At 68.0% G+C, this 18,604-nt stretch carries 21 protein-coding genes; 9 read left to right on the top strand and 12 right to left on the bottom strand.

Annotation, left to right across the window (positions count from 1 at the left end):
* Nucleotides 1–93: 93 nt before the first annotated feature.
* The 8 genes from OG410_RS42700 to OG410_RS34710 all read right to left on the bottom strand — a co-directional run bounded on the left by OG410_RS42700 (nucleotide 94) and on the right by OG410_RS34710 (nucleotide 5,677).
* The gene (locus tag OG410_RS42700; protein ID WP_443063834.1) at nucleotides 94–348 is read right to left on the bottom strand and encodes a DUF6479 family protein; all 255 of its coding nucleotides are present in this window, start codon (nucleotides 346–348) and stop codon (nucleotides 94–96) included.
* Nucleotides 349–411: 63 nt separating this feature from the next.
* The gene (locus OG410_RS34740) at nucleotides 412–978 is read right to left on the bottom strand and encodes a DJ-1/PfpI/YhbO family deglycase/protease (RefSeq protein WP_326784427.1); all 567 of its coding nucleotides are present in this window, start codon (nucleotides 976–978) and stop codon (nucleotides 412–414) included.
* A gap of 210 nt (nucleotides 979–1,188) precedes the next feature.
* Nucleotides 1,189–1,749, bottom strand: coding sequence for a DNA starvation/stationary phase protection protein Dps (gene dps / locus OG410_RS34735; protein WP_329302697.1), 561 nt, complete (start codon nucleotides 1,747–1,749; stop codon nucleotides 1,189–1,191).
* A gap of 130 nt (nucleotides 1,750–1,879) precedes the next feature.
* Complete coding sequence (locus OG410_RS34730; RefSeq protein ID WP_329302696.1) at nucleotides 1,880–2,632, bottom strand: glycosyltransferase; 753 nt, start codon at nucleotides 2,630–2,632, stop codon at nucleotides 1,880–1,882.
* Nucleotides 2,629–3,243 carry an SAM-dependent methyltransferase gene (locus tag OG410_RS34725; RefSeq protein WP_329302695.1) on the bottom strand — a complete coding sequence of 205 codons (615 nt, stop codon included), beginning with the start codon at nucleotides 3,241–3,243 and terminating at the stop codon, nucleotides 2,629–2,631. The genes OG410_RS34730 and OG410_RS34725 overlap by 4 nt, the downstream gene beginning before the upstream one ends.
* Nucleotides 3,240–4,013 carry a PIG-L deacetylase family protein gene (locus OG410_RS34720; RefSeq protein ID WP_329302694.1) on the bottom strand — a complete coding sequence of 258 codons (774 nt, stop codon included), beginning with the start codon at nucleotides 4,011–4,013 and terminating at the stop codon, nucleotides 3,240–3,242. Before OG410_RS34720 ends, OG410_RS34725 begins: the two co-directional genes overlap by 4 nt.
* A complete protein-coding gene (locus OG410_RS34715; protein WP_443062120.1) occupies nucleotides 4,010–5,005 on the bottom strand; it encodes an acyl-CoA dehydrogenase in 996 nt (331 codons plus the stop codon). The genes OG410_RS34720 and OG410_RS34715 overlap by 4 nt, the downstream gene beginning before the upstream one ends.
* 354 nt (nucleotides 5,006–5,359) lie before the next feature.
* Nucleotides 5,360–5,677, bottom strand: a complete 318-nt coding sequence (locus OG410_RS34710) for a hypothetical protein (RefSeq protein WP_329302693.1) — start codon at nucleotides 5,675–5,677, stop codon at nucleotides 5,360–5,362.
* A 607-nt stretch (nucleotides 5,678–6,284) separates the two neighbouring features.
* Here OG410_RS34710 and OG410_RS34705 point away from each other — a divergent pair.
* The 5 genes from OG410_RS34705 (at nucleotide 6,285) to istB (ending at nucleotide 10,375) form a co-directional block, all read left to right on the top strand.
* The gene (locus OG410_RS34705) at nucleotides 6,285–6,656 is read left to right on the top strand and encodes a phage holin family protein (protein ID WP_326790714.1); all 372 of its coding nucleotides are present in this window, start codon (nucleotides 6,285–6,287) and stop codon (nucleotides 6,654–6,656) included.
* The gene (locus tag OG410_RS34700; RefSeq protein WP_326784434.1) at nucleotides 6,653–7,105 is read left to right on the top strand and encodes a DUF3618 domain-containing protein; all 453 of its coding nucleotides are present in this window, start codon (nucleotides 6,653–6,655) and stop codon (nucleotides 7,103–7,105) included. Before OG410_RS34705 ends, OG410_RS34700 begins: the two co-directional genes overlap by 4 nt.
* Before the next feature lie 4 nt (nucleotides 7,106–7,109).
* A complete protein-coding gene (locus OG410_RS34695) occupies nucleotides 7,110–7,376 on the top strand; it encodes a DUF4235 domain-containing protein (protein WP_261709080.1) in 267 nt (88 codons plus the stop codon).
* An 813-nt stretch (nucleotides 7,377–8,189) separates the two neighbouring features.
* Nucleotides 8,190–9,608 (top strand): IS21 family transposase, encoded by a 1,419-nt coding sequence (istA, locus tag OG410_RS34690; RefSeq protein ID WP_329302692.1) that lies wholly within the window; start codon nucleotides 8,190–8,192, stop codon nucleotides 9,606–9,608.
* Nucleotides 9,605–10,375 carry an IS21-like element helper ATPase IstB gene (gene istB, locus OG410_RS34685; protein ID WP_138359593.1) on the top strand — a complete coding sequence of 257 codons (771 nt, stop codon included), beginning with the start codon at nucleotides 9,605–9,607 and terminating at the stop codon, nucleotides 10,373–10,375. Before istA ends, istB begins: the two co-directional genes overlap by 4 nt.
* A 32-nt stretch (nucleotides 10,376–10,407) precedes the next feature.
* On the opposite strand, the gene OG410_RS34680 is transcribed toward istB, so the two are convergent.
* Nucleotides 10,408–10,782, bottom strand: a complete 375-nt coding sequence (locus OG410_RS34680; protein ID WP_329304350.1) for a hypothetical protein — start codon at nucleotides 10,780–10,782, stop codon at nucleotides 10,408–10,410.
* 1,028 nt (nucleotides 10,783–11,810) lie between these two features.
* The gene (locus OG410_RS34675) at nucleotides 11,811–12,167 is read right to left on the bottom strand and encodes an STAS domain-containing protein (protein WP_326784435.1); all 357 of its coding nucleotides are present in this window, start codon (nucleotides 12,165–12,167) and stop codon (nucleotides 11,811–11,813) included.
* 178 nt (nucleotides 12,168–12,345) lie between these two features.
* On the opposite strand from OG410_RS34675, the gene OG410_RS34670 reads away from it, so the two are divergent.
* The 4 genes from OG410_RS34670 to OG410_RS34655 all read left to right on the top strand — a co-directional run bounded on the left by OG410_RS34670 (nucleotide 12,346) and on the right by OG410_RS34655 (nucleotide 15,322).
* A complete protein-coding gene (locus tag OG410_RS34670) occupies nucleotides 12,346–12,801 on the top strand; it encodes an ATP-binding protein (protein ID WP_326784436.1) in 456 nt (151 codons plus the stop codon).
* 300 nt (nucleotides 12,802–13,101) lie between these two features.
* Complete coding sequence (locus tag OG410_RS34665) at nucleotides 13,102–13,407, top strand: ANTAR domain-containing protein (RefSeq protein ID WP_329302691.1); 306 nt, start codon at nucleotides 13,102–13,104, stop codon at nucleotides 13,405–13,407.
* A 469-nt stretch (nucleotides 13,408–13,876) separates the two neighbouring features.
* A complete protein-coding gene (locus tag OG410_RS34660; RefSeq protein ID WP_329302690.1) occupies nucleotides 13,877–14,074 on the top strand; it encodes a DUF6192 family protein in 198 nt (65 codons plus the stop codon).
* Nucleotides 14,075–14,968: 894 nt separating this feature from the next.
* The gene (locus OG410_RS34655; protein WP_326784439.1) at nucleotides 14,969–15,322 is read left to right on the top strand and encodes a PRC-barrel domain-containing protein; all 354 of its coding nucleotides are present in this window, start codon (nucleotides 14,969–14,971) and stop codon (nucleotides 15,320–15,322) included.
* Nucleotides 15,323–15,549: 227 nt separating this feature from the next.
* Here OG410_RS34655 and OG410_RS34650 read toward each other — a convergent pair whose 3' ends face one another.
* Both OG410_RS34650 and tal read right to left on the bottom strand, forming a co-directional pair.
* Nucleotides 15,550–16,734: a zinc-dependent alcohol dehydrogenase gene (locus OG410_RS34650; RefSeq protein ID WP_326784440.1), complete on the bottom strand. Its 1,185-nt coding sequence runs from the start codon at nucleotides 16,732–16,734 to the stop codon at nucleotides 15,550–15,552.
* Between the two features lie 200 nt (nucleotides 16,735–16,934).
* Entirely contained in the window at nucleotides 16,935–18,602 is a 1,668-nt protein-coding gene (tal, locus tag OG410_RS34645) for a transaldolase (RefSeq protein ID WP_329302689.1), read from the bottom strand.
* Between the last annotated feature and the right edge of the window lie 2 nt (nucleotides 18,603–18,604).

Below are 18,604 nucleotides of genomic sequence, written 5' to 3'. Positions count from 1 at the left end.
TCAGCAGCTCCGAGAAGGCGCCACAGCTCCTCATGGGGTGGACGAAGGAAGGCATGGCCGCGCACGGCACGGCCGGTACTGGGCAGAAGATGGTCAGCGGCGGGGGTGACCCTGCTCGGGGTCGTCGTCGGGAGTGCTCCATCCTTCGCCGCGCTGTGCGGGATCGGCCAAGACTCGGCGGGCCTGTTCGGCCCCCGGCCCGGGGGTGGATACCTTGCGCTGGGCAGCACGCCGACCTCCGACGACAAACGCCGCGATGAGGACGGCGACCACAGCGACACCCGCCGCCGTTAGCCAAAGAGCACCGGCGGAGGAAACGGCCAACATGGTTTGCGCTTCGTCGATCATGAGTGCCGTGTACCCCGAATCGCCATAAACCATCCTATCAATGGCACTTCAATGCCCCTGCCCTCAGGAACCGACCAGAGCCTTGTTGACGGCGCCAAGGAAATCGTCGAGATCCTTCGGCGTCCGCGACGTGACCAGGGTGTAGCCGTTCGCGCTGTCGCTCACGACAGCTTCGTCGACCCAGGCCTTGGCACCTGCGTTGCGGGCATCGGTACGCACTGAGGGATAGGAGGTCAGCGTCTTGCCGCTCAAAACGTCGGCTTCCACCAGTGCCCAGGGTCCGTGGCAGATCGCAGCGATCGGGCGACCCGACGCCGCAAACGCCCTGATCGTCTCGAGGACCTTGGGCTGCAGGCGGAGTTGGTCGGCGTTGATCGTGCCGCCAGGGACCAGCAGCAGCTGGTGTGCGCCAGGATCGAGTGTCTCGAGCGTGGTGGTGGGCTCCACCGTCTCGCCGGGGTCCCGGTCGCCCACCAGTGTCTGGATGGGGTCTGGGGTCACGGCTGCGATGGTGACGTCCGCGCCGTCCTCCCGTAGTCGGCGGACCGGTACCAGCAACTCGTCCTGCTCGACTCCGTAGTTGGTGACGAGTACCAACACCCGGTGACCGTTGAGCGGCTTGTCGGACATGATCGTGCGCCTTTCCCTTGTCCCGAAGTCCGCGTGGCGTGGCTCAGTTGTCGCGCGCCACATCGCTCATGGCGTCCTGACGCTCCTGGAACCCGGCCTGCGCCTGTAGGGGTGTCCGCGGAGCGCGATCGCGCGTGGGGAGGCGCTCGTGTGAGGGCCGTGACGAGCTGATCCGGTCGCTACCCATCCACACCGCCCCTGCTGTCGATGTCACCGGTCAATGGCCTGCTTGGCGGCTTGCTTCTCGGTGGTGGCGCCGGCCGTGGCGAGGGCCCCGCCCGCGGTCTCCAAGTGCGCCCGTACGAACCACTGGAACTGCTCCAGGTCACGCAGTTGCTCGATCAGGAGGTCTTCGGTGGCCGGGTCGATGTCCCCCACTGTCTTGATCGCGGCGCGCAGATCCTCGATCACTCCGGTGTACACGAGGTCGAGCGCGCCAAGATGGGCGATGGCGTCGGCACGGCCTACGCTGTAGTCCTTCCAGGAGCGCTCTTCGACCAGCACGCCCGGAGTGCCGTGGGCGACGCCCCCCAGGGCAGCGAGACGCTCGGCGACGTCATCGGCCATGTCGCGGACACGGTCGACCTGCGGGTCGAGCATTTCGTGCACGGAGATGAAGTGCGGGCCCACCACATTCCAGTGCACATGCTTGAGCGTCAGGTGGAGATCATTGAGGGCGTGCAGGCGCTGCTGAAGCACCTCGATGAGCGAGCCGGCGTCCTGCACCGTGAGGCCCGGGACGGTGTAGCGGGGGGTAGCTTCGGAAGGCATGGCTATCTCTCCTGATCTCATACGGTCCTGATCTCATACGGTTTGCCCCCTCCTGGTACCCGTGATGGGAGGACACAACCACACTGGCCGCGCTCAGCCTCACGAACTGCGCGTCTCCCAATGCCGGGCGTCAAGCCAGTCGCACGAGGTCCAGTGGTGTGGGACCGCTGTGACGGGCGGACACCGTGCGGCAGGCGAGGAGGTCCGCGAGGCCACCGGGGGCCCGCCCGCGCAGGCGGGCGGCGGTCTGCACGGGGTGCTGGTCGGTGCGGGCGATGCGATGGCCCGCCGCGGACAGCCGGACTGCGAGGTCACGGTCTTCGCCGGTGGGCAAGGCGGCGAAGCCGCCCACCCGCAGGTAGACCGCAGCGGACACGCCCAGGTTCGCACCGTGAACGTGCGGGTGCTCCCACTCCCTCTGTGCGCCGCTGAGCCGACGGGTGCGGAAGTAGCCGGCGTCGTGCCGGGCCACGAGGAGGGCGTTGGCCGCGGTCGGTGCGAGGCGGATGGTGCCCAGGACGGCGTCGTAGCCTCGCCGCGCCCAGGTGGCCTGGTGGGTGAGCCATGCTGCGGGCACGGTGGTGTCGGCATCCGTCATGGCAAGCCACACCTCCGGGCCGGCGTCTGCCAGCAGCTCCAGCGCGTACTCGATGCCGGCAGCCCGCGCAGCTCCGACACTGCGGCTACGGGTCTTCACGACGTGGGCTCCCCCGCGGGTGGCCAGAGTCGCTGTGGCGTCCGTGCAGGCGTCCGCTGCCACCACGATCACGACGGGCGTCGGCGCCGCTTGCGCGGCGGCCGCGTGCAGACTCCGCAGACAGGCAGCGATGCGGTGTTCTTCGTTGTGCGCGGGGACGACGACGGCCACAGCTGAGGGCGTCACGCGAGACCCTCGGCGCGGGCAGGAGAGAGCACCGGGCCCGGACCTGGACTGTGTTCGTGGACGGTGAGGGTGAAGTCGGGATCGTCGTAGCGGGCCATTCGGATCAGGCCCGTCAGGGTGTCGAGGTGGTCGGCGACGTCGCGGCCCGTGCAGGTGTGCTCGGCCACCGGGTGGTTCCAGTGCACCGTGACCATATGGCCGGCCTCCCTCAAAATCTCCATGCTCTGGTGGAGCAGTCGTGTACGGGTGCTGGTGTCGAAGTAGTAGAGGAGTTCCGACAGCACGACCAGGTCGAAGGAGTCCTCGGGCCACTGGTCGGGCACCGTCATCCGCCGCACCGTGACGTGGTCCAGGCCGGTGGTGCGCCGAGCGGTGGCTTCGACGGCCGAGGCGACGCGGTCGGTGGAGAGCAGGTGGTCGCATCGGGCGGCAAGGAGTTCGGTCAGCACGCCTATCGAGCAGCCGGGCTCGAAGGCCTGCAGGTAGCGGGGGCGGGGCAGAGCCGCGACGGTCAGGGTGTACTTGCGGCGGTCGTACCACCGCTCTCCGAGGTGCCAGGGGTCGGCGGCGTGGGCGTACTGGCTGTCGAAGTAGCTTGCGGGGGTGTTCACCGGATCACCGTCTCGAAGGTGCGGGTGTGGTGGGCGATCTCCTGCGCCGGCAGCACCGGCGCGGTGCCGGAGCCGCGTGGCTCCAGTTGGCTGGTGAACCGTGCCAGGGCTGCCTTCTTGCGGTCGATCGCGGCTTCAGACAGAGGGAGAACAGAGGCCCGGTGCCATGGCACGCGGGGGTCGCCGGGTCGGGCCCAGTGCCACATCCACACCGGGTAGGACCACACCGGCGTGGAGCGGTTGCGGCCGGCGCGCTTGGCGGCTCGACCGGCGGCCTCGTGGTCGCTGTGCAGGTCGCCCTCCCACGGCGCCACGCACACGGCGGCCCCGACGGTATCGAGAAGTTCGCCGATCACGGCTTGCGCGTGGTGCTCGTGCTCGTTGAGGGCCGTATCGGGCAGACCGGCATGCACAGGGGCAGGCAGATCGCCGAGCTCGCCCAGCGCTGCGGTCAGTTCGCTGCGGCGCCGGGCAGCCAGCTGCGCCTGGGCCGACGGCGTCGCGGGACCGTGGGAGGCTTCCCCGTCGCTCAAGCACACCGTGTGGACCGCCGCACCGGCGTGGAGAAGGGCGGCGATGGTGCCGCCGAATCCCAAGACCTCGTCGTCGGGGTGGGCAGCCACCACGACGACGGGACCTGTCGGGAGGATCAGGTGTGGCAGGTGGTCTGGCAGTAGCGCCTGCTGCCACTCGGCCTCGTCGGTGCCCTGCGCGTCAATCGCTGCGGCGGCGGCCTGCCTCGCCGTGCCAGCGGTCTGTGGCGTGCTCATCGTGCCGCCTCTGCCGGGCCCGTGGTCGCCAGGCGGCCAAGTTCGGCCAGATTCGCCTCGGCATGGTGCTGGCGCACGTAGACCGTCAGATCTGCCACGGCGCGGGCGTGCCGTTCGTCGTGACACAACGGCCCGGCACCCGTGGCACGCCCTACATGGTCCACGACCTCGGTGCACACCTTTTCGGCCAGGGCCCGCACGCGCAGGCTGCGCACCCGTGCTTCCTCGCGTTTGTCGAGGGGGTCGGCGTCGATGTCCTGGCCCGCTTGGTGCAGCACGGTGTCGGCCGTGTGCAACAGAAGGTCGACCGCTCCGAGGTGAGCTGCTGCGTGCTCGTTCAACCGCCCTGCCACAGCTCGCTCGTACAGCGGCGCAGCAACGGCGTGGGCCCCGCCGAGCCAGCATGCCGCCACGCCGATTCCCCCGTGCTGGAAACCGGGCCGCGTCAAATAGCCCTCCACCCCACCGACGGCTCGCGCGGGCACGTCCGTGAACGACATGTCCAGGCTGTCGCTGCCGGCCATACCGATCGCCGGCCACGTCCCCTCCACCGGCGCCGCGCCCGGGTGCTCGAGTGCGACGGCGAACATACGGTAGCCGTCATCGGCGTCTGCGGTGACCAGCGCATGGGTACAGGTGCGGGCACCGGAGCAGTAGGGCTTGACGCCGGTGACCCTCCATCCCTGGTCCGTGCGTGTCGCGTGCACGCCAGGGCCCGGTGGGCGTGCGGCCCAGACTCCCCACCGCTCCCCTGCAGCGGGCAGGGGATGGTCCAGTTCGTGCAGGATAGCCGCAGCGTCCAGGTGCCCCTCGGCGAGCCGTGCCAGGGACAGGTCTTGCCGTCCCAGAGCGGTGAGGGCAGCAAGACGGCGCGCCGTCGACCGGCCCGGCAGCGGCACGCCAGGGGCGTCGCGCTTGACGAAGTCGGCGAACAGGTCCGCAGTACGCCGCTCCGGGGTACGGAGGTGGTCAGTCACACGGACCTCCTGCATACATCGTCGTCGAGGGCGCCAGCAGGCGTCTGAGTATCCGCAGGCTCATCCTCAAAACACGCAACACGGCTGATTCAGCAGCTGCGGCGCACAGCTCGGACCTGGCTGCGCGGGCCCTGTACCCGGCGATTGGCGCCACATCGCTGTGGCGCCGGTGTCGCTCACGTCACCGGTGATGGTTCCTTCGCCTCGGACGCGCCCGGGTTCGACGTCAATGGCGAACGCTTCAAGAGTGCCTCGGTGATCCGCTACCTGCGACCGCGCAGCTACCTCGCCAGTCAGTCCTGGGTGCCAGTCGGCATCACGCAGTCGAACATGCGATGCCGCCCGACCTGTCGATTCCCGCAACTCTTGTCACGGCCCGTTGGAACTCTGACGGTGCTCGTTCTCGCGCACCACGTGGGTATGGCGGCCGATGTCGGTGACGCGGTCCGCGAGGTCGGGATGAGCCGGACGCGGGTGAGGACCTGCCTCGGACAGGGGGCCATGAAGCTGGGCCGGGTCGCTGTGCCCGAGTGCGGCGTGGAGAGCCGCAAGTGCGTTCGTCGCGGTGGTGGGAAGATCCGGCAGGGCGGTAATGGTCCCGGCGAGCTGGCGCAGTGTGGCGGCGCGGTTGTAGGCCCAGGACGTTACGGAACGGTCCGCAGCGCGCTGGTCGCGGGTGGTACGCACGCGCTGTTCCTTGGTGGTGCCGCTTCACCGGGGCGCAGCGCAGGTAGCGGCGCTCGGTCGGCCGCTGCGGTGCGGCGGCTGATGGACGCGCTCGGCGGACGGCGCGGACAAGGGTCCGCAGCTCCGGATCGGGAGCGCTCGCCGTCGCGGAGTGGGTCTCCAACGGTGTGTGCAAGCAGTTGGTCGACCAGCCCCCGTCCAAGAAGTGGATTGAGCACGATGAGGCCGAGGACCGGCCCGACTCCTCCCCCCCCTCCGGCCACACCCCGGCTGTCGTGGCCTTCACCGCCGCCGTCACCCCACGTTGCCGCTGGCCGGCGCCCTGATCGGCCTCTCCAGCGCCTGGCTCACCCGTCATTTTCCCCGCTGCTGCGGCATTGGCTGTAGCAGCCACGCACCAACCCCGCAGCGCATCCCTGTTCGCGGCAGATCGCTTTTCTCCTGAACTCCACGGTTTGGGGTACTCGCCAACTCATCGGACAGCCGGGGCACCGTGGCGTGACCGGACCGACAGGAACGAAACAGAACAGGAGGTGATCGCGTGTCGAGTACACAACCGCGCGGCTTCGGGCCGGGCCGAGAGACGCACGACGTGGGACACGAGCCGGTGGGTGAGCTGGTGCAGCAGGCCTCGCAGCAGCTGACCGAGCTGGTGCGCGGCGAGATGAAGCTGGCGCAGGCGGAGATGACGGAGAAGGGCAAGCGCTACGGCAAGAGCGGGTCGCTGTTCGGCGGTGCCTCACTGGTCGGCTTCCTGATGCTCCAGGCACTGGTGGCCACCGTGATCGCAGCGATGGCACTGCTGCTGCCGGTGTGGGCCGCGGCCCTGATCGTCACCGCCGTTCTCGGTGTGATCGCCGCGGTCCTGGCCCTCAGCGGCAAGAAGCAGATCGGCAAGGCCGCCCCACCGACACCCCAGAGCACGATCGAGAACGTCAAGGCCGACGTGGCAGAGATCAAGAGGAGCGCACACCGATGACCCACACGCCCGCCGACCCGCAGAGCGCCCCCAGCCCCGAACAGCTCCGCGAGCAGGTCGAGCGGACCCGCCACGAGCTCGGGCAGACTGTCCAGGCCCTCGCCGACAAGACCGACGTCAAGGCCCGCGCCCAGCAGAAGGCCGGCAAGCTGAAGGAGCAGGCCGTCGTCAAAGCCGATGAGCTCAAGGCCCAGGCGGTGAAGGCCACCTCCCAGGTCCAGGACATGCTGCCCGACTCGGTCAAGGACAAGGCCGCCCAGGCGGCGGGGCAGGTCCGCGCCACGGCAGCTCGGGCCGGACGGGTGTGGGAGGAGAAGGCACCCGCACCTCTGCGGCAGAAGGCGGCACAGTCCGCGCAGCTGGCGCGGGACAACCGAACCGTGCTGCTGGTCGCTGCCGCCGCGGGCGTCACCGTGCTGTGGCTGGCCGGCCGCCGCAAGAAGGGCTGAGCAGATGAAAGCCTCGAAGATCGCCTACAAACCGGTCGGGCTCGCCTTGGGCGCTGTCAGCGGCCTGATCGCCGGGGCCGCTTTCAAACAGGCATGGAAGGTACTCGGTCACGACAAAGACGCCCCCGACGCCACCGACGAGGACCGCACGTGGAGCGAGGTTCTCCTGGCCGCGACGCTCCAGGGCGCCATCTTCGCTGCGGTCAAGGCCGCCGTCGACCGCGCCGGCGCCGCCACTACGCGCAGCCTGACCGGAACCTGGCCCGGCTGACAAACAGCGTGGGGGCCGGCAGGACGCGGAGTCCGGCCCCCACGCCAGCACTGCAACCCAAGCAAGACCGACACCACCTTCCGGACCGGCAACAGAGTGGCCTGACAGCGGACCGACGTCGAGGCCCGTCACGTTGCCGAACCCGGTGGCGATGACCTCCCTTTCGACCGACATCGGCTGGGATCTGGACCAGCTGTTCCTGCAGTACGCCCCGTCCCCGCAAACCGGCACGGCATGGAGGACCGGCGGGACCGCTATGTCACGTTTTGCGCACACGTGACGGGACACTCGGCGCTTGTGCTGTCCGCGCATGCGGCGCTCAGTCCGCATCGCGAGGAGAGCCACCACACAACGTGCAACGACGAGAGGTCCCGCAATGGCGAAGACATCGAGGCAGCCTGCAGATGAAGCAGGATCGCGCAAATCCGAGGGAGAGCGTCAGCTGCGCTGGGGCCCGTCCGTGGACGACGAGTCACAGCAACCGAACCCCAGCGCCCACCGTAGCTTCCACCCCGACAAGTACGCCCCGGAGCCCGACAAGCCCCGCAAGGTGCCTACGAAGGCAGAGAAAGCGGCATCGGGAGTGGGCACACCCTCAGACAGCTTGACCGCGAGTGGCGAAGACCGAGGAAAGTCCGAAGGCATGCACGGCACCGGACGCCGCGGAGAATCCCGCCGCCCCAGCGGCACTGTCGGCGTACACGTGAACGTCCCCAGCCTCGTACGGATGAAAAGGGACAGTTGCTGATGCGGTGAGACCTGCTGCTCGGCACTCTGCTGCTGGGTCGATACGGGCGGCGGAGGGGGCTGGCAGTGGTCTTGGATCCGCAGCGATGGCTGGAGCTTCGGCGCTTTCGCGGCCTGCTGGAGTCCGGGGCGATGAGCCTGTCGGAGATCTCCAGGGAGACCGGTCTGGACCGCAAGACGGTCCGCAAGTACCTCTCCGCACCGGGGCCGGCAACCCCTCCGCGGCGATCGCCGAGCGGGCGGTCGCGGGCAAGGGTGATCGACGAGTTCGGACCGCTGATCGATTCGATGCTCCGGGCCGAGATCCTGATGAAGGCCGCGGTCATCCACGAGCGGCTGGCCCAGGAGTACGGCTTCACCGGGAACTATCAGCGGGTCAAGCTCTACGTTCAGACGGCCCGGCCGAGGATCGCCGACGAACTCGGGATCACGCCCAAGGAACTGGCGGGGATGCACCGCCGGTTCGAGGTGATCCCAGGGGCCCAAGCGCAAGTGGACTGGGGAGATGAGGGCAAGATCCTCGCCCACATGGGCGTCGCGAAGGTCTACTCCTTCCACATGACGCTCTCGTACTCGCGGGATCCGTTCTGCTGCTTCACCACCAGCCAGGACCTGCAGACGTTCTTCGACTGCCACCGCCGGGCATTCGCGCACTTCGGCGGGGCGCCGATGACGATCGTCTACGACCGGACCAAGACTGTGGTCCGCCGACACGTCGCCCCCGGTGAGGCGGTCCCGCTGCATCCGGAAGCGGTCGGCTTCGCCGGCCACTACGACTTCGACATCGACGTCCTGGCCGCCTACCGCCCACAGGGCAAGGGCCGGGTCGAACGACAAGTCCTGATCGTCCGCGACCACGTCCTGTCCGGCCGGTCCTTCTCCTCCGTCGAGGAGATGGACGCCGCGTTCACCTCCTGGGTGCCCGTGCGGCGGGCCCAGATCCACAAGACGCACCGGGAGGTCATTGCGGAACGGGCGGCGCGGGATCACGCGGCCCTCAAAGCGCTGCCGCCGACTCCGTATCTGGTGGCCGAACGGCAGCTGCGGCACGTCGGCAAGGACTGTCTGGTCGCCTTCGACGGCAACCTCTACTCGGTGCCGGCCCGCAGGGTCCGCCCGCGGCAGCTGGTCGAGATCCGGGCAACAAAATCCCAGGTCATGCTGCATGCCACCCTCGCCGGTGTCCACGGAAGCACGCTGCTGGCGGCTCATCCCCGGGCGATCGGCCGCGGTGCCCGTGTCGTCGACGAGTCCCACTGGGACGGCCTGCCCACCGGTCAGGGACGCCGGACCACCACCGGCGACATCCCGGTCCGGCCTCGTCAAGAACAGCCGCGGGGCGAGGAGACCGGACCCTTGCAGGCCCTGCTGAACAGGGCCGCGGCCACCCGGATCGAGGTCGGGCGCCGACCGTTGTCGGTCTATGACGAGCTGACCGGCACCCGGCCCTTCACCACCAACTCCCCGACGAAGGAGTCGTCTTGAGCGAGCTGACCGGCAACCGCATCCGCACTACGGCCGGCAAGCTCGGCCTGCCCCACCTCGCGGAAACCATCAACGAGTTCACCCGCCGGGCTGACGAAGCGAAGATGGGCTACCTCGACTTCCTCGACCTGGTCCTCTCCGAGGAACTGGCCGTCCGTGACGACCGTCGATTCCGCCAGGGACTGCGGCTCTCCCGGCTGCCGCACCACAAGACGCTCGACGAGTACGACTTCTCGTTCCAGCCCGACCTCGACCCGCGCAAGGTCAAGGACCTTGCCACCCTCTCGTTCGTCGAGGCCAAGGCCAACGCGGCTCTCCTGGGCCCGCCGGGGGTGGGCAAGACACACATCGCCGTCGCTCTCGCCGTTGCCGCTTGCCGGGCCGGCTACTCGGTCTACTTCACCAGCCTCGACGACATGGTCCGCAACCTCAAAGCCGCCGAAGCCGCCGGGCGCCTGGCCAACAAGCTCGGCACCTACCTCCGGCCGGGCGTCCTCGTTGTCGACGAGGTGGGCTACGAGATCCTCGAACGCGGGGAAGCGAACCTGGTCTTCCAGGTCATCTCAAAGCGGTATGAAAAAGGTTCGATCATCCTGACCTCGAACAAGACCTTCAGCGAATGGGGACAGGTGTTCGGCGACGAAGTCCTCGCCACCGCCATCCTCGACCGCCTCCTCCACCACTGCGACGTGATCTCCATCAACGGACCCAGCTACCGGCTCAAAAACCGGCTCAAGGCCATCGAACGGGACACAGACGTGGCCTGACAGGCCGCGTCGACTCGGCGGCCGGGGCACGATCAGTCGTCTTCGAGTCGCTGGAAGACCGTGGAGAACTCGTCGGTCTCGATCAGTCCGGCGATCACATCGGTCATGCTGTCGATGCCGGGATCCCGGACGATCAGGCCGTCCGAGACCCAGAAGTAACGGCCGCCGAGAGCCTCGCCGCTTCCTGCCCAGGTCTCCATCAAGCGTTCGACTTCGGCGACCGTGAAGACAGTCGCGCTCCACCGGGAGCCGTCTTTGAGGTCCACGAAGACATCGACGTTGCACACCGCCTCCAACTCCTCGTCCGGGCCAGGCAGGAACGACGCCTCGAAGTCGTCCGCGCGAACCCGGTACCACGGCCCGTCCCAACCTCGTTCGACCGATCCGGGCGATGCGCTACGACTCATCGTGCGAGTGTCTCCGGCCAGCCTGACGATCTCAACCAAGATCTCAGCCGTGCTGCTTCCCGCGACATAGCTGGGGACGTTCATCCGTACGAGGCTGGGGACGTTCACGTGTACGCCGACAGGCACAAAGGACGCCTCCGCCTACACCGGCGTCAACCCCGACGATTCGCCTGCCGGAGACGGAAGCCGCTGAGGGAGGATGCGAACGGCCGCCGGTCAGGTAGGTCAACCAGCACGGCAAGTACGCGGGCTGACTCGGGCTCCCCACCCGGGAGCCCAACGGCGGCGACGCCGGGCTTGCTGCGTCGGCTGCGAACAGTCCTGCCCTCCGTCGGCCGAGTTCCGTCCCGTGAAGGGTTTCGATCCGCGGCTGGTCGGACAGCACCCATGCAGCCGCCCTCGTGGTCGAACGAGCGCACACAGGTCGGGCACCGTGCTTAGAAATCGCCTGCGCTTGAGGGTAGTGCGGGGAGAGGACCAGCCCGGTGGCCGGCTGGCCAGGCGCGGACGGAGCGTCGGAAAGCCTGGGTACACGCACCTGCGGTCGTCCATGTCCCCAGGCGGCTGCAGGAAGCGCGGATCCATCTCGCCAAGGCCACCGAGGCATCTGGGCCAGGCCACGGCGCCGACGGCTGACAGGCCGCCGGCGATGGTGGCGGCCAAGAGAAGGCCTCCCTCCGGAGGCTCGATGGCCGCCGAGGGCGCTCCCCCGCGGCCCCCGGAAGCTGATTCCCGCTGGGCCTGCTGGTCAACACCCGCAGCGCTCACGACGTCCCCCTTGGAGGCCCGATCAGCTCTTCGTTCCAGCGGCGCCTGGACCTACCGGCACGACTGGCATGTTCAGCGTCCACCCCAGCATCAGCCCAGGCGCTCGCCGTCTCTTCCGCCCGACGCCTTCAACGCCCTCTCGCACGACGCGGGGCGACTTTCGGGCGTACTGCGCCGCCGTCATGCCTGCCTGGGGGCATTCGCACGGAATGCACGGACAGCAGTCGCTCCGTGTCCTGTCGGTGCACGATGCCCCCAGCTCAAGGAAGGAGGGCCTGGGAGAGCGTGGGGTAGCAAGGGATGATCGTGTCGAGGCCGACGATTTCGACGACTCGCTGCACCGGCGCTGTCAGGGCCGCCATCCGGATCCAGCCGCCGGCCGACGTGGCGTCGCGGCGTGCGGCGGCCAGGGCGCTGATGGCGCTGGAGTCCATGAAGGTGACCGCACTGAAGTCGAGGACCAGCTGGACCGGGCCGTTGCCGTCTATCTGAAGGGCCTCGGCCAGGAGGCCGACGTTGTCTGCGTCGATCTCGCCGCTCAGGACCAGGACACGGATGTCCGCGGTGATGCTCCGGTGGATCGACAAGCGGCCGGACTGCTCAGCTGTCTCATGCATGTCTGCCACGTGTTTTTCAAAATCCTCTGCGGTAACAGGCCAGCGCCTCCATACGGAAGCCCCGAAGCACCACATCCTACGGGCGCTGCACCCACGTGGCCGTGCCACAAGTAACGTGCCGACCTGGCATACGCAGTGCCTGTAGGGGTAACCGGCAGGGCGACGGAAGCGGGCGGAAATGGACGAACCACCTAGGAACGGCGACGGTGAACGGCCCGACGCTGCCCCACCGCTGGAAGCCTCGTTCGCCTTGGACAGCGACGCCTCCCGCATTGCCCAGGCCCGCCACCTCGCAGCCGCCTTCCTGACGAAGGTACGCGACGACTACGGCATCCCGGTGGCAAGCCCCGCGGTGGAGATCGTCCAGCTGATCGTCAGCGAACTCGTCACGAACGCCCGCAAGTACGCCCCCGGACCGGCCCTTCTGCACCTGCGGATCACCGGCCCCGTCCTGCAGGTCGAACTCTGGGACAGCAACCCCGTCCTGCCGGCCGCCAAGGACCCGGATCCCGAACGCATCGGCCAGCACGGCCTGGAGATCGTCACAGCCCTCGCCCGCACCGTCACCGTGGAGCAGACGCCCGGCGGCAAGCGCATCACCGCCGACGTCCTCCTCAGCACCGCCGCCGCGTAGCCGAACCGGGTTCTCACCCCTGCCGTTCAAAAGACAGGCACACCGCAGCACGCAGCTCAGCACGCGCCCGCGCGCGCCCGGACACGGGCCAGGCCCTGACGCCGGCTGCCTTCTGGTCGTTCCCGCTGCTCTGACACGGTGATCTGGGTCTCTGAACGGTCCTGCGCAGGGGTGTTTCCGGCACGTTCGGGGCAGAGAATGCCAAGAACTGGTGACCGGTCAGGGAGCAACTGCGAAAGCGCGGCGGTAGCCCCCGCCGACGAATCGGATCCAGCTGCTCAGGACTCGCTGGAGGAACACGTGGAGGAACGTGTCGAAGGACTCATGGAGGAACTGCAGGGCGAGAATGCCCAGCTTCACGAAGCGATGCGCTCGCACGCCGTGGTCGACCAGGCCATCGGAGTCGTCCTCGCCATAGGACACCTGACACCAGAACAGGGATGGGACGTCCTGCGCGAGATCTCCCAGCGGACGAACATCAAACTCCGTCACGTGTCGGAACTGATCATCGACTGGGCCCGCACCGGGAAACTCTGCACCGACGTCCGCACGGAGCTGGAGCGGCAGCTCGCACAGTACACACAGCCCCCGCAAAACGAGGCATGAGACGTGCCAGCAGCCTGGAAGCGCCAGAAGAGACCGTTCGCGGACCGGTCACAAGGAGCGTTCACTGAAAGCATCACAATCCCAACTCCAAGCAAATGTCGGCCATTTGCAATCATTCGTTGCAACAATAGAGCTACTGGTGTGACTCTTGGTGACGGATGCAAAGTCTGCTCCGTTCACGGCCGAAGTGCCTTGTCCCAGACCGCGCTTGGGTAGAGACCATGTCCGAGGAGTTTGCGAAGGTCGGAGCAGTCAGTCAGCCGCGCTACGAGCAGATCGTTGCCGAGTTGCGGAGTGCGGCCGAACAGCTGACGCAGGCCCAGTTCACGATCGGGGACCGAGCCCTGGAGATCGAGCCGATAGGTCCCCGCAGCGGCCCGGTCGCGGACACCGCCCGGCCGGTGGAGCAGTCCCTGACCCGGCTGGCCAAGGACATCGGCCTACCGGTGACAGCAGTCAGGCAGGCCCGTTGGACGGCATCGCGCTGGCCGGCCGGCCGACGCCGGAAAGCGGATCGTTCACGGTCCACCAGCTGCTGGCCCGCATCAACGACGACGCGGAGCGCTTCGCCTCGATCGGCAATCTCCCTGACGGCAAGACCCACTGGACCCTGGACGACGCCAGGCGCCGGAGCGATTTCCGGGCGGAGACTCCCGTCCCCCCGTAAGAGAAGAACGCCGCGATCCATCCACCGGCCTTCGGTCCAGTGCGGCCGCGGCAACGACCACCACCCCTCAAGCATCCGCAGGCCACCGTCAGAGTGCCCAGAAGGATCGGATGTCGCGCACCGGAACGCTGTGCGCGACATCCGCACGGAACTGGTCCAGCAGCTCGCGCAGCCCGCAAGCCGGTGCATAATCCCGTCGGGGCGCACCCTCACCGGCCCGTCGACCCTCCTGCACAGGGCGCCCCTGGGCCGGAGATCAGCCGCACGTTGACCACACTTCAAGGTCGCCGGCAAGCCGGCCACGTCGCCCTCATCCCAGCCCTTCCCAACGCGCACACCCCGCAGCACCTCAATGACATCCCGCAGACCGCGCGCTCTGCCCACCAGCACCCCGTGCACTTCCACCTTCCGGCCTTCATGCTTCACGGGCGGATGCACGATTACAGAACGTTCCTTCATGCGCAAAGCCCCGACTTCGCTCCTCGGATGAACGCGGTCCGAGGGCCGACGCGCGCCCCGGGCTCGAGCCCTCGCCCTCTTCCCGTACGAGGGCTTGACGGAGCGGATGACCGGGTCCTGGGTGAAGGATCAGGCATATATGCAGGGGCGCTGTATGAACCAGATCCTGCGATCCCCAGGAGCGGTCGCCTGCTCCCGGCTGCCGCGGTATCCACCTCATTGGAGGACTGCCCGGAGGACGGCCGTACCTCCAGGAACCATGCCTCCAGCACGCCAAATCCAGCCATCCATTCCTCTTCCCGATGAGGATGTGTGGGGTCCGGGAGGCAGGGCACCCGGCTTTCTGAGAAAGCGTCACCGAATTCGATGACCTCTGTACGACTCCGCAGTTCGACTGCGGGGCTGCAAAGAATCTCAACAAGGGAGCCGTTCTTTATGAGTGACAACATCTGGGGCTACCAGGCGACCACCGGCCACATCGCAGGCACCGACCTGACCGGGTACAAGGTCGAGGCGACCGACGGCAGTATCGGGAAGGTCGACAAGCACTCGGACGACGTCAACTCCGCCTACCTCGTCGTCGACACCGGCGTATGGATCTTCGGCAAGCACGTCCTGCTGCCGGCCGGAACCGTGAAGACGGTCGACCAGGCCGAACGCAAGATCTACGTCGCCCTCACCAAGGACCAGATCAAGGACTCCCCCGAGTTCGACAAGGACAAGCACGTCGGCGACGCCGGCTACCACGAGCAGGTCGGCGGCTACTACCAGACCCACCGAGGTTTCTGACCTCAGCACCAGCCCACAAGTGGGGCCGACCGGAGCGTCTCCGGTCGGCCCCACTTCTCGTAAGTTGTTTGCGGAACGGCTCGCCCGCCTGAGCCGGCCAGGTCGCGGGACTGGCTGCACTGTCGCCTGGTTGCGAGCCGCCGGGCGACCGTGGCCGACAGCAGCACGCGTGAGCCGCCGCGCGCACGGTCGTTGCCCGCTGCCGGACATGAACTCGGGGCAGCCTGTCAGGGGTTGAAGAGGATCTTCACCGCGCCGTCCTGCTTCTTCTGGAACATCTCGTAGGCGTCAGGCGCCTGCTCCAGCGGCAGGCGATGGGTCGCGAAGGATTCGACACCGAGCAAGTCGGCGTCGGTGAGCAGGGGCAGGAGGTCGTCCACCCAGCGCCAGACGTTGGCCTGGCCCATCCGTAGCTGGATCTGCTTGTCGAACATGGTCAGCAGAGGCAGGGGGTCGGCCATCCCTCCGTAGACACCGGACAGGGAGATCGTGCCGCCCCGGCGGACGAGCTCGATGGCCAGGTACAAGGCGGACAGGCGGTCCACCCCCACGCGTTGCATCAACTTGGCAGCCAGCCTGCTGGGCAACAGAGTGGTCATCTGCTGGGCGGCCTGGGTGACCGCGGCGCCATGGGCCTCCATTCCGACGGCGTCGATGACAGCGTCGGGGCCGCGTCCGGCGGTGAGGTCACGGACGGCTTCCACGATGCCGTCTCCGTGTTCCTCAAGGTTCAGGGTGTGCGCTCCGCGCGCCTTCACCCGATCCAGCCGCTCGGGTACCAGGTCGATCCCGATGACCGTCCCGGCTCCGCGATGGGCGGCGATGCGGGTGCACATGTCCCCGATCGGTCCCAGGCCCAGCACCGCGACGCTGCCACCGGGAGGGACGGCCGCGTAGTCGACGGCCTGCCACGCGGTCGGCAGGACATCGGACAGATACACGAACCGGTCGTCCGGAGGTCCCGGAGGGACGGCGATGGGCAGGGTGTTGCCGAACGGTACGCGCAGGTACTCGGCCTGCCCACCGGGGACCTGGCCGTAGAGCTTGGTGTACCCGAACAGGGATGCGCCGCTTCCCTGCGTGTGGACCTGGGTGGTCTCGCACTGCGAGTGCAGGCCCTGCTTGCACATGAAGCACGTACCGCAGGAGATGTTGAACGGGACCACTACCCGGTCACCCTCGCGTACGTTCACCACCTCGGAGCCGGCCTCTTCGACGATCCCCATCGGTTCGTGACCCAGGATGTCGCCGGCGTCGAGGAACGGTCCCAGGACTTCGTACAGGTGCAGATCGGACCCGCACAGCCCGCTCGTCGTCACCTTGATGATCACGTCGGTCGGATCCTGGATCTCGGGATCGGGGACCGTGTCCACTCGTACGTCCCTCTTGCCGTGCCACGCCAACGCCTTCACGTATCCTCCTCAGTCACTGCGCCGCCTCGGACCGAGCACGGTCCCGCATCCAGCGCGAACCTCCGCCCGGGTGGCGATGGCCAAAGCCGGGAGTCGCGCCCCACCGAGTACCCCATATGCGCAATTGATGCATAACGGGCACACGGGTAGGGCGTTCCTTCCTGTCCCGGAGACATGGGAGCCGGGAGGGACCGCAACCGTCACTCGGAGGGCTGGGTACAGCGGAAGGCGGAGGCGACAGCAGCGAGACGCAGCCGCTCCAGTACGACGGACTGACGGTCGGCGCGCTCCAGCAGTACGTCCAGGTGTTCAGGGAAGAGCCGCCCGTCGGTCTCCGCCAGGGCTCGCAAGCTGCGCCAGCAGGCCGCCTTGCCCTGGACACTCAGCAGCATGGATTCCAGTTTCAGGACGTCGCTGAGGGGGGAGCGGGAAAAGAGATGGCCGTTGGGCTTGGCGCGGCCCGCCTTTTCGGCCAGCCAGCCGAGGGCGACTTTCGTGTAGGCGGTCGGCACCGCGAGGTCGGCCATGATCTGCGTCAGCGAATCACGGTCCTGCTCGACCTCATGGGCCAATTCGGCCAACATGGTGCCCTGTTCCCGGTATTGCTGAGTCTGTGCGGCCCGCCGGAAGAGTTCCAGGCCGGCGGTCGCGCCGGAGAGGTGGTCGTTGAGGTAGATCGCCAGAAGGTCGGCGACGCCCGAGGATTTCTTCGGGGACCCTCGGAAGGTTCCCGACTCGTCGCTGGTGGCGGCGGCGCGCATTTCTCGGTCCACCGAGATGGTGAGTTCGGTCCAACTGTGCTCGAACTTGGCGAGCCCTTCGCGTTCGAGGGTGTCGGTGACATCCGTGAAGTCGACGCCGACACGCTCCAGCGCCTCGAAATGGGCTGCCGCGCCGGCGTAGACATCGGCGGCTGGCCGGCGGGCGGGCAGAGCGCCGTGGTCGGCGAACGCCGCCAGAGTGGCGCCGGGCATGGTGTTCACGGTGCCCGCAATGACGAGTTCGCTGACGTACATCGTGTCGGGGTAGGCAGGGTTCTTGACCCCGGTGGATGCCCACAGAGGCCGCTGCCGGCGGGCGCCGGCCACGACGAGGGCCTGCCAGCGGGACCCGTCGGTCAACTGCTGGTACGCCTGGTGCGCGAGCCGGGCGTTGGCGATCGCGGCCTTGCCCTTGAGCGCCTGGGCCTCGGGGGTATCGAGGGCGTCGAGGCGCCGGTCGACCTCGGTGTCGACGCGGGAGACGAAGAACGAGGCGACGGAGTGGATGTCCGCCAGGTCCCGTCCGGCGGCCTTGGCCCGCTCCAGTCCGGTCAGGTAGGCGTCCATCACCGCGCGATAGCGCTCCAGGGAGAAGACCAGCGTGACGTTGACGCTGATGCCCTCGGCAATGACGCGGGTGACCGCGGCCAAGCCCTCGCTGGTGGCCGGGATCTTGACGAGAAGGTTCGGCCGGTCGACGGTCTCCCACAACTTCCGTGTCTGGTCGATCGTGGCGTCGGTGTCCCGCGCCAGCCGGGGGTCGACCTCGATGGAGACCCGCCCGTCGCTCCCGCCGGTCTGCAGGTAGACCGGGCCGAGCGCCTGGCAGGCTGCCCGTACGTCGTCGGAGGTCAGGGCGAGGACGGCATCGTCCACGCTCACACCCTCACGTGCCAGCCGGCGCAGTTGCTCGCTGTAACGGTCCCCCCTGGACAGCGCGGAGGCGAAGATCGTGGGATTCGTCGTGACTCCTACGACATGCTTGTCCGCGATCAGCTCCTTCAGCTCACCCCGGGCCAGCAGCTCACGGGACAGGTCGTCCAGCCAGACCGACACTCCGGCGGCGGACAGTTCGGCGAGCGGATCGGACGCGGTGGAAAAGGTCATGC

Source organism: Streptomyces sp. NBC_00659 (assembly GCF_036226925.1).
Classification (GTDB): Bacteria; Actinomycetota; Actinomycetes; order Streptomycetales; family Streptomycetaceae; genus Streptomyces.
Note: the sequence above shows the minus strand (reverse complement) of the source record. Positions and strands in the feature narration are given on the sequence as shown.

What these genes read in the sequence shown, in the direction of transcription:
- OG410_RS42700 (WP_443063834.1), bottom strand. Translation starts at nt 348, where the DNA reads ATGATCGACGAAGCGCAAACCATGTTGGCCGTTTCCTCCGCCGGTGCT.
- OG410_RS34740 (WP_326784427.1), bottom strand. Translation starts at nt 978, where the DNA reads ATGTCCGACAAGCCGCTCAACGGTCACCGGGTGTTGGTACTCGTCACC.
- dps (WP_329302697.1), bottom strand. Translation starts at nt 1,749, where the DNA reads ATGCCTTCCGAAGCTACCCCCCGCTACACCGTCCCGGGCCTCACGGTG.
- OG410_RS34720 (WP_329302694.1), bottom strand. Translation starts at nt 4,013, where the DNA reads ATGAGCACGCCACAGACCGCTGGCACGGCGAGGCAGGCCGCCGCCGCA.
- OG410_RS34715 (WP_443062120.1), bottom strand. Translation starts at nt 5,005, where the DNA reads ATGCAGGAGGTCCGTGTGACTGACCACCTCCGTACCCCGGAGCGGCGT.
- OG410_RS34700 (WP_326784434.1), top strand. Translation starts at nt 6,653, where the DNA reads ATGACCCACACGCCCGCCGACCCGCAGAGCGCCCCCAGCCCCGAACAG.
- OG410_RS34695 (WP_261709080.1), top strand. Translation starts at nt 7,110, where the DNA reads ATGAAAGCCTCGAAGATCGCCTACAAACCGGTCGGGCTCGCCTTGGGC.
- OG410_RS34680 (WP_329304350.1), bottom strand. Translation starts at nt 10,782, where the DNA reads ATGAGTCGTAGCGCATCGCCCGGATCGGTCGAACGAGGTTGGGACGGG.
- OG410_RS34675 (WP_326784435.1), bottom strand. Translation starts at nt 12,167, where the DNA reads ATGCATGAGACAGCTGAGCAGTCCGGCCGCTTGTCGATCCACCGGAGC.
- OG410_RS34670 (WP_326784436.1), top strand. Translation starts at nt 12,346, where the DNA reads ATGGACGAACCACCTAGGAACGGCGACGGTGAACGGCCCGACGCTGCC.
- OG410_RS34655 (WP_326784439.1), top strand. Translation starts at nt 14,969, where the DNA reads ATGAGTGACAACATCTGGGGCTACCAGGCGACCACCGGCCACATCGCA.
- tal (WP_329302689.1), bottom strand. Translation starts at nt 18,602, where the DNA reads ATGACCTTTTCCACCGCGTCCGATCCGCTCGCCGAACTGTCCGCCGCC.